The sequence below is a fragment of the Rhizobium viscosum genome, from assembly GCF_014873945.1.
Taxonomy (GTDB): Bacteria; Pseudomonadota; Alphaproteobacteria; order Rhizobiales; family Rhizobiaceae; genus Rhizobium; species Rhizobium viscosum.
The window spans coordinates 2,113,987-2,126,087 of sequence record NZ_JADBEC010000001.1 but is presented as its reverse complement, the minus strand read 5'-3'; the positions used below and the strand labels follow the sequence as shown (position 1 = coordinate 2,126,087).

At 60.2% G+C, this 12,101-nt stretch carries 14 protein-coding genes; 11 read left to right on the top strand and 3 right to left on the bottom strand.

Annotated elements, in window-relative coordinates:
* Window positions 1-392: 392 nt before the first annotated feature.
* The 9 genes from ffh to leuC all read left to right on the top strand — a co-directional run bounded on the left by ffh (window position 393) and on the right by leuC (window position 8,304).
* Complete coding sequence (gene ffh, locus H4W29_RS10505) at window positions 393-1,976, top strand: signal recognition particle protein (RefSeq protein WP_192728862.1); 1,584 nt, start codon at window positions 393-395, stop codon at window positions 1,974-1,976.
* A 16-nt stretch (window positions 1,977-1,992) separates the two neighbouring features.
* A complete protein-coding gene (locus tag H4W29_RS10500) occupies window positions 1,993-2,313 on the top strand; it encodes a chorismate mutase (RefSeq protein ID WP_037101839.1) in 321 nt (106 codons plus the stop codon).
* Between the two features lie 49 nt (window positions 2,314-2,362).
* A complete protein-coding gene (gene rpsP / locus H4W29_RS10495; protein WP_192728861.1) occupies window positions 2,363-2,731 on the top strand; it encodes a 30S ribosomal protein S16 in 369 nt (122 codons plus the stop codon).
* 126 nt (window positions 2,732-2,857) lie between these two features.
* Window positions 2,858-3,427: a ribosome maturation factor RimM gene (gene rimM, locus H4W29_RS10490; protein WP_112545711.1), complete on the top strand. Its 570-nt coding sequence runs from the start codon at window positions 2,858-2,860 to the stop codon at window positions 3,425-3,427.
* 5 nt (window positions 3,428-3,432) lie between these two features.
* Complete coding sequence (trmD, locus tag H4W29_RS10485) at window positions 3,433-4,134, top strand: tRNA (guanosine(37)-N1)-methyltransferase TrmD (protein ID WP_192728860.1); 702 nt, start codon at window positions 3,433-3,435, stop codon at window positions 4,132-4,134.
* 199 nt (window positions 4,135-4,333) lie between these two features.
* Window positions 4,334-4,870 carry a 50S ribosomal protein L19 gene (gene rplS / locus H4W29_RS10480; protein WP_037070794.1) on the top strand — a complete coding sequence of 179 codons (537 nt, stop codon included), beginning with the start codon at window positions 4,334-4,336 and terminating at the stop codon, window positions 4,868-4,870.
* Between the two features lie 146 nt (window positions 4,871-5,016).
* Window positions 5,017-5,814, top strand: coding sequence for a basic amino acid ABC transporter substrate-binding protein (locus tag H4W29_RS10475; RefSeq protein ID WP_192728859.1), 798 nt, complete (start codon window positions 5,017-5,019; stop codon window positions 5,812-5,814).
* An 18-nt stretch (window positions 5,815-5,832) separates the two neighbouring features.
* Window positions 5,833-6,651, top strand: a complete 819-nt coding sequence (locus tag H4W29_RS10470) for an amino acid ABC transporter permease (RefSeq protein WP_192728858.1) — start codon at window positions 5,833-5,835, stop codon at window positions 6,649-6,651.
* A gap of 243 nt (window positions 6,652-6,894) precedes the next feature.
* Window positions 6,895-8,304, top strand: a complete 1,410-nt coding sequence (gene leuC, locus H4W29_RS10465) for a 3-isopropylmalate dehydratase large subunit (RefSeq protein ID WP_192728857.1) — start codon at window positions 6,895-6,897, stop codon at window positions 8,302-8,304.
* Between the two features lie 83 nt (window positions 8,305-8,387).
* On the opposite strand, the gene H4W29_RS10460 is transcribed toward leuC, so the two are convergent.
* Both H4W29_RS10460 and H4W29_RS10455 read right to left on the bottom strand, forming a co-directional pair.
* A complete protein-coding gene (locus H4W29_RS10460) occupies window positions 8,388-9,218 on the bottom strand; it encodes an aldo/keto reductase (protein WP_192728856.1) in 831 nt (276 codons plus the stop codon).
* Between the two features lie 146 nt (window positions 9,219-9,364).
* Window positions 9,365-9,913: a L,D-transpeptidase family protein gene (locus H4W29_RS10455; protein ID WP_192728855.1), complete on the bottom strand. Its 549-nt coding sequence runs from the start codon at window positions 9,911-9,913 to the stop codon at window positions 9,365-9,367.
* Window positions 9,914-10,054: 141 nt separating this feature from the next.
* Between H4W29_RS10455 and H4W29_RS10450 the strand changes: the two genes are divergently transcribed.
* Together H4W29_RS10450 and H4W29_RS10445 are read left to right on the top strand one after the other, a co-directional pair.
* On the top strand, window positions 10,055-10,738 hold the full coding sequence (locus tag H4W29_RS10450) for a response regulator transcription factor (RefSeq protein WP_112564470.1): 684 nt from the start codon (window positions 10,055-10,057) through the stop codon (window positions 10,736-10,738).
* Between the two features lies 1 nt (window position 10,739).
* Window positions 10,740-11,195, top strand: a complete 456-nt coding sequence (locus H4W29_RS10445) for a cyclic nucleotide-binding domain-containing protein (RefSeq protein WP_192728854.1) — start codon at window positions 10,740-10,742, stop codon at window positions 11,193-11,195.
* A gap of 4 nt (window positions 11,196-11,199) precedes the next feature.
* On the opposite strand, the gene H4W29_RS10440 is transcribed toward H4W29_RS10445, so the two are convergent.
* Window positions 11,200-12,003: an exodeoxyribonuclease III gene (locus tag H4W29_RS10440; RefSeq protein ID WP_192728853.1), complete on the bottom strand. Its 804-nt coding sequence runs from the start codon at window positions 12,001-12,003 to the stop codon at window positions 11,200-11,202.
* Window positions 12,004-12,101 lie beyond the last annotated feature (98 nt).

Genomic DNA, 12,101 nt, shown 5'->3' with positions numbered 1-12,101 from the left:
GAATTCGCGCTTGCCGATCAAAATATTCAACTAAACATCGGCTAATTTTAAAGCGAATATGTTAGTATATATAGATATATACTTCCGTCGCGCGACCGGCTGCATAGCGGAATATCCCCGCACCAGTCCTGCCGCACGACGTCGGAAAAGCCTGCCACGACGCCGTTGAACGCATTCGCCTTGACTTTCCCGCAGCTTTCCTGTTTATCGCGCCCAATCCGCGACGAGTAACAGACTCCGAGCCGCCGACCGGGACTGGATTCCGGAGGTCAACATCCGACAGCGCGCTGCGCCCTCGGGTGCTTTTTGGCTTTGCGTCTTGTTTTCGTCAAGGAAAAGCACGACGTTCCAGGGCATCCCAAAACTCCCCGAAACGTATCAAGGAAGAGCCGATGTTTGAGAACCTCCAGGACCGTCTTGGTTCCATCCTGAATGGACTGACAGGCCGTGGCGCGCTTTCGGAAAGTGATGTTTCCGCAGCGCTGCGGGAGGTTCGCCGTGCGCTTCTGGAAGCCGACGTTTCGCTGGAAGTGGTCCGCTCCTTTACCGACCGCGTGCGTGAAAAGGCCGTTGGCGCCGAGATCCTGAAGTCGATCAAGCCCGGCCAGATGGTCGTCAAGATCGTCCATGACGAGCTCATCGAGATGCTCGGCGGCGAAGGTGTCGGTGTCGACCTTCATGCGGCAGCCCCGGTCGTCATCATGATGGTCGGCCTGCAGGGCTCCGGCAAGACCACGACGACGGCGAAGATCGCCAACCGTCTGACGACGCGCGAGAAGAAGAAGGTGCTGATGGCATCGCTCGACACGCGCCGTCCGGCAGCGCAAGAGCAGCTTCGCCAGCTCGGCGCCCAGGCAAACATCGACACGCTGCCTGTTATTGCCGGCCAGTCTCCGACCGATATCGCCGCCCGCGCCGTTCAGGCCGCCAAGCTCGGCGGCCATGATGTCGTCATTCTCGACACCGCCGGCCGTACCCATATCGACGAACCTTTGATGGTCGAAATGGCCGACATCAAGAAGAAGTCGAGCCCGCACGAAATCCTGCTGGTCGCCGATAGCCTGACTGGCCAGGACGCCGTCAACCTCGCCCGCAACTTCGACGATCGCGTCGGCATCACCGGCCTCGTTCTGACCCGCATGGATGGCGATGGCCGCGGCGGTGCGGCCCTTTCCATGCGCGCCGTTACCGGCAAGCCGATCAAGCTGATCGGCGTCGGCGAACGAATGGGCGAGCTGGAGGAATTCCATCCCCGTCGTATCGCCGACCGTATCCTCGGCATGGGCGACATCGTCTCGCTCGTCGAGAAGGCTGCTGAAAACATCGACGCCGAAAAGGCGGCTGCCATGGCCGCCAAGATGGCCAAGGGCAAGTTTGACCTGAACGACCTCGCCGACCAGCTGCGTCAGATGCAGAAGATGGGCGGCATGGGCGGTATCATGGGCCTGATGCCCGGCATGGCCGGCATGAAGGACAAGATGGCCGCCGCCGGCTTGGACGACAAGCTGTTCGGCCGCCAGATCGCCATCATCCAGTCGATGACCAAGGCCGAGCGCGCCAACCCTGATATGCTCAAGCATTCGCGCAAGAAGCGCATCGCTGCCGGCTCCGGCACGGATGCGGCTGCCATCAACAAGCTTCTGAAGATGCATCGGCAGATGGCCGACATGATGAAGATGATGGGCGGCAAGGGCAAAGGCGGCATGATGAAGCAGATGATGGGCGGCCTTGCCGGCAAGATGGGGCTGGGGGGCCTCGGCGGCATGGGCGGCATGCCTGATCTCTCGAATATCGACCCGAAGCAGCTTGAAGCGCTGCAGAAGCAGGCGGAAGCCGCGGGTCTCGGAAAACCGGGTGGGGGTATGCCCGGTCTAGGCGGAGGCTTGCCGGGCGGATTGCCCGGTCTTGGCGGCGCAAAGCTGCCGGGCCTTGGTGGTGGTTTCCCGGGCCTGCCCGGATTGCCCAAGAAGAAGTGAAAGGATCGCCTGCCCCATGATTGATCCAGACGTCAAAGCCCAGCTTTCGAGCTACCGCCAGTCGATCGACAATATCGATGCGGCGCTCGTTCACATTCTGGCCGAACGCTTCCGCTGCACCAAAGAGGTCGGCGTGCTGAAGGCTAAGTACAAGTTGCCGCCGGCCGATCCGGCGCGCGAGGAATACCAGATCGCTCGCCTTCGTCAGCTTGCCGAAGATGCGCATCTGGACCCGGATTTCGCCGAGAAGTTCCTGAACTTCGTCATCAAGGAAGTCATCCGGCATCATGAGCAGATCGCTGCGGACCACGCTGAACAGAGCGCCGCAGCCCGATAACCATGCCGCTCAACAGAGCGGTTCAAGAAAAGCCTAAGGAGTAAAGAATATGGCACTGAAAATTCGTCTCGCACGCGGTGGTTCCAAGAAGCGCCCGTACTACCACGTCGTTCTCGCCGATGCCCGCAGCCCGCGTGACGGCCGCTTCCTCGAGAACCTCGGTTCCTGGAACCCGATGCTCGCCAAGGACGACGAGAAGCGCGTTCAACTGAACGGCGAGCGCATCAAGCACTGGCTCGACCACGGCGCCCTGCCGACCGACCGCGTCCTGCGCTTCCTCGACGAAGCCGGCATCTCCAAGCGCGAGACCCGCAACAACCCGGAAAAGGCAAAGCCGGGCAAGAAGGCTCAGGAGCGCGCTGCCGAAAGGGCTCAGAAGGCTGCTGACGCTGCTGAAGCTGCTGCTTCTGCCGAATAATCGGTTTCGACCCAATCCTGACGGGCGGCATGGCGACATGCCGCCCGTTTTCGTTTCCATTCCCGCGCACTTCGTTTATGAGAAGCGTGATCTCAGCTTCTTGCCTGCGTTCGAATGAAGGACCCCATGACCAAGCTTGAAAACCCGGTGCTGATGGCGACCATCGGTGGCGCCCAGGGCATTCGCGGCGAGGTGCGTGTAAAAGCCTACACGGCCGACCCGACCGCGCTCGGCGATTATGGCCACCTGCACAGCATGGATGGGCGCATTTTCGAGGTTCTCGAATTGCGCGAGATGAAGAATATGGTCGTCGTCCGCTTCCGCGGCGTCAACGACCGCAACGCCGCTGAGGCGTTGAACGGCCTGGAACTCTACATCGAACGCGACAACCTGTCGGATGAGGAACTGGAGGACGACGAGTTCTTCTATGCCGATCTGGAAGGGCTCGAAGCCTTCGACGATCAAGGCATCAGCTACGGGACGGTGACCGGAGTCTTCGATTTCGGCGCCGGCGATCTTCTGGAACTCAAAGGCCCCGGCAAGCGTCCGGTGCTGATCCCCTTTTCGGAAGCCTCCGTGCTTGAAATCGACCTTGAAGCCGGCAAGCTGCTCATTGATCCGCTTGCCGCCGGCCTTATCGACGATCCCGACGATCTGAAGGGCCTCACTCCCGCCAAGCCGAAGAAAAAGAAGTAGGCGCCATGGCTTTCCGGGCGACCGTTCTGACACTTTACCCGGAAATGTTTCCGGGTCATCTGGGATTTTCGCTAGCAGGCAAGGCGGCAGAGCGCGGACAATGGTCGCTTGATGCCGTGCAGATCCGCGATTTTGCCACTGACAAGCATCGCACCGTCGACGACACGCCGGCTGGCGGCGGCGCCGGCATGGTGCTGAAGCCCGACGTGCTCGCCCGCGCCATCGACAGCACTTCTGAAAATGACAACCGCCCGCGCCTGCTGATGAGCCCGCGCGGCAAGCCGCTGACGCAGGAGCGCGTGCGGCAGCTGGCGGCCGGCGACGGAGTGATCATCCTCTGCGGCCGTTTCGAAGGCGTCGACCAGCGTGTGATCGAGGCACGCGAACTCGAGGAAGTCTCGATCGGCGATTACGTACTGTCAGGCGGCGAGCCGGCGGCCCTGATCCTGCTCGACGCGATCGTACGCATCCTGCCTGGCGTCATGGGCAATGACCTCTCCGGCCTGCATGAAAGCTTCGAAGGCGGGCTTCTGGAACATCCGCATTACACCCGCCCGCAGGAATGGGAAGGCCGCGAGATTCCGGCGATCCTCACTTCCGGCAATCACGGCGCCATCGAGAAGTGGCGCCATGAACAATCCGTCTCGCTGACGAAGAAAAGGCGGCCAGACCTGATTGGGGCGCAGAAGCCCGAAAAAGCGGGCTGATTTCACAAATTTGTCGTCCAAGGGATGACAGGTGGAAGTCTTTCGTGTAATGGCGCACGCGGAAATGGGGTTTAACCCCGTCTGCCAGCAAACAAAGAATGGCGAATCCGCTCCCGCCCGCAAGGGCAAACTCCGGAGGCATCGACCGAAGGACCGTATGAGCGCTCTGGCTGTTTCAGAAGAACCAAAGGTTAAGACGATGAACATCATTCAGCAGCTTGAGGCCGAACAGGCCGCCAAGATCGAAGCCAAGCGCACCCTTCCCGAATTTTCCCCGGGCGACACCGTCCGTGTCAACGTGAAGGTCACGGAAGGCAACCGTACCCGCGTTCAGGCCTATGAAGGCGTTTGCATCGCCCGCTCCGGCGGCGGTCTGCAGGAAAATTTCACGGTCCGCAAGATCTCCTACGGCGAAGGCGTCGAGCGCGTATTCCCGGTCTACTCCCCGATGATCGAAAGCGTCGAAGTCGTTCGCCGCGGTAAGGTCCGTCGCGCCAAGCTCTATTACCTGCGCGATCGTCGCGGTAAGTCGGCTCGTATCGTCGAGAACACCGGCACCCGCGCCCGCAAGCTCAACGATGCCGAGCGTCAGGCCCTTGCTGAGGAAAAGGCACGTATCGAAGCTGAAAAGGTTGCAGCAGCACAGGCTCTCGCCGCCGAAAAGGCAGCAGCAGAAGCCGCTGAAGCAAAGGCCGCCGCAGAAGCTGCAGCCGCTGCTGAAGGTTCGGCTGAATAAGCAGCTCGCGAAAGCGAAATCATTGCATGGGAAAGGCGGTCTTTGGGCCGCCTTTTCTTTTTTGCGCTGATCGGCGACGCCTGCAGCCTTGCCATATCAGCATCTTCCGTGACAATTCTGCCGTTCAAATATTGGGGAGCCACACCATGTTCTTTCGTCGCACCGTACTTGCCGGCCTGACCGTCGCAATGCTTTCGCCGCTCGCAGCCTTCGCCGCCGGCCTTCCGGATCTTGGCGGCAAGACTGTCGTCGTGGTGACGGAAAACGCCTATCCGCCGCTGCAGTTCGTCGACCCCAAGTCCGGTCAGCAGATCGGCTGGGAATATGACGCAATGAACGAGATTGCCAAGCGGCTGAACTTCAAGGTCGAATACCAGAACACCAGCTGGGATGCGATGATCCAGGCTGTATCCGACGGCCAGTACAACATCGGCATGACCGGCATCACCATCAAGGACGACCGCAAGCAGAAGGTCGACTTTTCCGACCCTTACATGCGCTCGCAGCAGTTCATGCTGGTGCGTGGCGACGAGAAGCGCTTCACCGATGCCAAGAGTTTCGGCGCCTTCAACGATGGCCTGATCGGCGCCCAGCCCGGCACCTCACCCTTCTATACCGCCGTCTATGAAATCCTCGATGGCAACGAACAGAACCCGCGCATCAAACTCTTCGAAACCTTCGGCGCAACCGTGCAGGCTCTGAAGACCGGCGATGTCGATCTCGTCCTGACCGACGGTGTCGCTGCCAAGGGTTATGTCGATTCCTCGAATGGCGGGCTGAAGGTCGTCGGCGAACCGCTCGGCACCGAAGACTTTGGCTTTATCTTTCCGAAGGGTTCCGATCTCGTCGCTCCCGTCAATGCCGCCATTGCCGACCTGAAGGCGGACGGCACCTTTGATGCGCTGAACAAGAAGTGGTTCCTCAACTACAAGATGGGCCAGTAATCCTCCGAGCGATCGCAGATGGCACTACCACCGTCCCCGCGACATGAGAAGGACGACCGTCCCTGGTGGCTGGTCGTCCTTATCCTGATCGGCATCCTCCTCGCCGTCGTCATCATCACCAACGATATCTACGCGCAGGTCTTCCGGACCGTCGTGAATGGTGCCGGTATCACCGTGTTCGTGACGCTCGTTGCCTTTGTGCTGGCAACCGTGCTCGGTCTGGGCATTGCGCTACTTGGCCTCTCCGACAGCATCGTGCTGCGCCAGATCGCCCGCTTCTACATCGAGATTATCCGGGGCATTCCGATCCTCGTGCTGCTCTTCTATATCGCCTTCGTCGGCGCACCGGGCGTTGTAGCAGCCTATAATTTCCTGATCACACCCCTGGTAAAGACCGGCATTGCCGAGCCAATCCTCGTGCGCGACCTGTCGCTGATGTGGCGCGCCATCATCGCCCTGATGATCGGCTATTCCTCTTTCATCGCCGAAATCTTCCGCGCCGGCTTCCAGTCGGTCGATATCGGCCAGATCGAGGCGGCCAAGTCGCTCGGCCTGTCGCGCTACCGCCGTTTCCGGCTCGTTGTCTTCCCGCAAGCGATCCGGGTGATCTTCCCGCCGCTTTCCAACGACTTCGTCTCGATGGTGAAGGATTCCTCCCTCGTCTCCGTTCTCGGCGTCGCCGACATCACGCAGATGGGCAAGGTCTATGCCTCTGGCTCCTTCCGCTTCTTCGAGACCTATTCGATCGTCACCTATATCTACCTGATCCTGACGATCGGCCTGTCGCTCTTCCTGCGGCGGATCGAGAAGAAGATGAAGCAGATGCCGCGACGCTAGAGCGCCGTACGATTGGAATTGCCGTTTCGAACAAAAATCGCTATATCCAGCGCCATGGAATCCAAGTTCAGATGCATCGGTGCGCATATTTTCGTGCTGCAGGACCATTATCGCCTGCCGGCACGTTTCTTTGCGTCCGTTTCCGGTGCGCTCAACAGCCGACTTCGTTGATCGAACGACGGCTGGCGGAGCCTGTCCGCCATACCCTTAAATTCCATGCTCCAGCCAAAACGGACTATAGCCATGAGCGCACCGCGTACCCTTTACGACAAGATCTGGGCCGACCATCTGGTCGACGAACAGCCTGACGGCACCTGTCTTCTCTATATCGACCGTCACCTGGTCCATGAAGTCACCTCGCCCCAGGCCTTCGAAGGCCTGCGCATGACCGGCCGCAAGGTTCGCGCGCCGGAAAAGACGCTTGCTGTCGTCGACCACAACGTTCCGACCTCTGCTGACCGCCATCTCGGCATCAAGAACGAGGAAAGCCGCATTCAGGTCGAGCAGCTCGCCAAGAATGCCGCTGAGTTCAACGTCGAATATTATTCCGAGAACGACAAGCGCCAGGGCATCGTCCACATCATTGGGCCGGAACAGGGCTTCACCCTGCCGGGCATGACGATCGTTTGCGGTGACAGCCACACCTCTACGCACGGCGCCTTCGGCTCGCTCGCTCACGGTATCGGCACGTCGGAAGTCGAGCACGTTCTCGCGACCCAGACGCTGATCCAGAAGAAGGCGAAGAACATGCTGGTGCAGGTCGACGGCCAGCTGCCGGCAGGCGTCACCGCCAAGGATATCGTCCTTGCCATCATCGGCGAGATCGGCACCGCAGGCGGCACCGGCTACGTCATCGAATATGCCGGCGAAGCAATCCGCGCGCTGTCGATGGAAGGCCGTATGACGATCTGCAACATGTCGATCGAGGGCGGCGCCCGCGCCGGCCTGATTGCGCCCGACGAGATCACCTTCGAATATATCAAGGGCAAGCCGCGTGCGCCCAAGGGCGAGGCGCTGGAACAGGCGATCGCCTACTGGAAGACGCTGAAGTCTGACGAAGGCGCCCATTTCGACCGTATCGTCAAGCTGAACGCTGCCGAGCTGCCGCCGATCGTCTCCTGGGGCTCATCCCCGGAAGACGTCGTCTCTGTACAGGGCATCGTTCCGAACCCGGACGATATCCAGGATGAGACAAAGCGCGCCTCCAAGTGGCGTGCGCTTGATTACATGGGCCTGAAGCCGGGCACGCCGATGACCGATATCAGCATCGACCGCGTCTTCATCGGCTCCTGCACCAACGGTCGCATCGAAGACCTGCGCGCTGTCGCCAAGGTCGTCGAGGGCAAGACCGTTGCCTCGACCGTCAACGCCATGATCGTTCCGGGCTCCGGCCTTGTGAAGGAACAGGCAGAGCAGGAAGGCCTCGACAAGATCTTCAAGGCCGCCGGTTTCGACTGGCGTGAACCGGGCTGCTCCATGTGCCTCGCCATGAACGACGACCGCCTGAAGCCGGGCGAGCGCTGCGCCTCGACCTCGAACCGCAACTTCGAGGGCCGTCAAGGCTTCAAGGGCCGCACCCATCTCGTCTCGCCGGCCATGGCCGCCGCAGCCGCAATCGCCGGCCACTTTGTTGACATCCGCGAGTGGAACTGATCTCTCTCGCACATCCGAGATGATAAAAGCCCGGCGCTCGCGTGCCGGGCTTTTTTAATTGCGCGAGGCTGAGAAGACGGCGCTTAGAACGTCGCCGTGTACGGATCCGGACCCATGCGAGCGCCGGCGCTATCGAGCTTGGCAATCGCGGCCATGTCTTCGCCATCCAGCTTGAAATCGAAGACGTTGAAATTCTCCTCGATGCGCGAGGGCGTCACCGACTTCGGAATAACGACGAGGCCGGTATCGATGTGCCAGCGTATGATCACCTGCGCCGGCGCCTTGCCGTGCTTGGCAGCAATCTGACCGATGACCGGATTGGAAATGAAACGGCCCTGGCCGAGCGGGCTCCAGGATTCCGTGACGATGTTCAGTTTCTTATGCGCTTCCTGCGCCGCTTTCTGCTGAAAGTCCGGATGCAGCTCGATCTGGTTGATAACAGGAACCACGCCTGTATCGCCGACGATATGGTCGAGATGGTCCGGATAGAAGTTCGACACGCCGATGGAGCGGACGCGGCCTTCTTCCCTCAAGCGCACGAAAGCCTTCCAGGTTTCGCGGTAAAGCCCGCGATGCGGCGACGGCCAGTGAATGAGATAGAGATCGATATAGTCGCTGCCGAGCTTCTTCAGGCTGACCTCGAAGGCACGCAATGCATTGTCATAGCCCTGGTCGGTATTGCGCAGTTTCGTGGTGACAAAGATATCCTTGCGGTCGATGCCGGAGGAGCGGATGCCTTCGCCGACGCCCTCTTCGTTGTCATAACCGGACGCCGTATCGATGTGGCGATAGCCGGCGGCAAGTGCAGTGCGCACGGTCGGAGCCGCGATATCTTGCGGCGTCTGCCAGACGCCGAGACCGACCTGGGGAATGGAATGTCCGTCGTGGAAAGTAATGATGGGCTGAGTGGTCACAATATATCTCCGGAAGTTTGAAGGATTGGCCAAAGACACGAATTGAATGGGGCATGAATTGAAGCCGCGAGGCGGTTTTCCCTGGACGCATTGCAGCCCGCGCGCCCGGTCGAAAGTCCATATAGGACAGAGAGTCCGCAATACAATCAGAGAACGCGGAGGATCGTTCCCTTTCTGAGGTGAGGCAGGATGCGGCGCATGTCGCGGGCACTGATCGCAACACAGCCGGCGGTCGGCTCGTATCCTGGCCGGATGAGATGGAAAAAGATCGCTGAGCCGCGATTGCGCGCCCGAGAGGTCACGTTCCAGTCGAGCACCAGGCAGATATCGTAAAGCCCGTCCTTCCGTTTCATCTCCTCATGGCTCGGTTTGAACGGCGCCTTGACCGGCCTGTTGTAATTCGCATCGGCAGGCTGATCGCACCACAGCATTTCGGGCCGGATGCGCTTGATGGGCAGCGCTGTAGGGAGATGGCCGTTTCGTTCGCCGCGCCGGAAACCGTAGAGCAGCCGCATGGCAGCAATCGGCGTCGCCCCGTCGCCTTCCCGCTTGATCACGGTCCGGCCGCTACGGCCGATCGCGGCGGGCAAGATGAGCGGGCCAAAACGGACGATGGCTCTGTTTGGCTTGCCCGGCGCTGCACGCACCACGAGGGTTGAGGGCTGCCCATTTCGCCTTCGCCTTGCTTTTTCCATTTTTCTCGCATGTTCTTGAATTGCCTTGGGCTTCGATTGAAACCATATGAAACCTCAGGCAGCAACAGCAGCAGATCGCCAATCCTTGCCAAATGTGGAATTTGGCGTAGGAGTATCTGACCAACGCAAGGACGCACCCGCATGACCGCACGCACCATTCTTCTGGTGGATGACGACGACGACCTTCGCCAGACACTGACGGAGCAATTGTCGTTGTATGAGGAATTCACGGTTCTGCAGGAAGCGACCGCGGGCAAGGGCGTCCAGGCCGCCCGTTCCAATCCGGTCGATCTGCTGATCATGGACGTCGGTCTGCCCGATATGGACGGCCGCGAGGCGGTAAAGCTGCTGCGCAAGGGCGGCTTCAAGGCGCCGATCATCATGCTGACCGGTCATGACACGGATTCGGACACGATCCTTGGCCTTGAGGCCGGCGCCAACGACTATGTGACAAAACCTTTCCGCTTCGCCGTGCTTTTGGCGCGCATCCGCGTACAGCTTCGCCAGCACGAGCAGAGCGAAGATGCCACTTTCACTGTCGGCCCCTATCTCTTCAAGCCGAGCCAGAAGCTGCTGACCACAGACAACGGCCAGAAGATCCGCCTGACGGAAAAGGAGGCGGCGATCATCCGCTACCTCTACCGCGCCGAACAGAAGGTCGTGACCCGCGATGTGCTCCTGGAAGAAGTTTGGGGCTACAATTCCGGCGTCACCACACACACGCTGGAAACCCACGTTTACCGTCTACGCCAGAAGATCGAGCGGGACCCGTCCAACGCCGAGATCCTCGTGACGGAGAACGGCGGCTACAAGATCATCCCGTAGCATGTCTCTTTCCGACGATATCCATCTGCTGGCGCAGCTTCCACTCTTCAAGGACATGAACGACGACCAGTTGCGCCTGATTGCCTTCGGCGCAGACCGTCGCGTGATTGCGGCCGGGCAGATGCTGTTCCGTCAGGGCTCGCCCGCCGAAAGCGCCTATGTGATCACCAGCGGCAGTCTCGAGCTCAGCGTGACGGGCTCGGATGGTATGGCGCGGACGGAAGCCATCGCTGGCCCCGGTACATTGATTTCGGAGCTGGCCCTCATAACGCTGGTGGAGCGCAAGTTCACGGCAATTGCCCGCGAAGACACCGGCATCATCCGCATTACGCGCGCGCTGTTCCTTCGACTGATCGAGGAGTATCCATCGGCGGCGCGCATTATGGAAAACCGTATCCGCGACAGCATTGCCGATCTCGCGGCACAGGCCGCAAGCCAGTTTCACCGTTTCAGCTGACGTTTCAGAGGCTGAGATGCACGGTCACCGGCACATGGTCGGACGGTCGCTCCCAACCGCGTGCTTCCTTAAGCACCTCGATGCGCTGCAGATGCGGACCGAGGTCGGGCGAGGACCAGATATGGTCGAGCCGTCGGCCCTTGTCGGCAGCTTCCCAATCCTTCGCCCGGTAGCTCCACCACGTATAGAGCTTCTCATTGGCGGGCACATGCTGACGCATGAGATCGTGCCAGCCGCCACGCTTCATCACCTCGATGAGCCCGTCGGTTTCGATGGGCGTATGGCTGACGATCTTCAGAAGCTGTTTGTGAGACCAGACATCATGTTCCAGCGGCGCGATATTGAGATCGCCGACGAGAATGGCTGAGGTGTTCGGCTCGGCGCTCGCCTTGAGGTTCTTCATCTCCTCGATGAAATCGAGCTTATGGCCGAATTTCGGATTGATCGTGCGGTCCGGCTCGTCGCCGCCGGCAGGAACATAGAAATTATGCAGGCGGATGCGCCGGTTGCCGCGCTCGAAGACCGCCGAGATATGGCGCGCATCCCCGACATTGCAGTAATCCTGCCGATGATCCTCGGCCAGCGGCACGCGGGAGGCGATGGCAACTCCGTGATAGCCCTTCTGGCCGTGGATGATGATATGCTCGTAGCCCATGGCGCGTAGCGGTGCCAACGGGAAGAGGTCGTTCGGAACCTTGGTTTCCTGCAGGCAGAGAATGTCGGGCCGGTGCTTCAGCACCAATTGCTCGACGATCGGCATGCGCAGCCGCACCGAATTGATGTTCCAGGTGGTGATGGAGAAGCTCATGCCCTGCCCTTTCAGATCCCTCTGAAAAGGCTTTAGAGCAAAGGCGTCGGCGAGAAAACCGCTCGCAGGTAAAAGCGGCCGGCGATCAACCGAAAAGC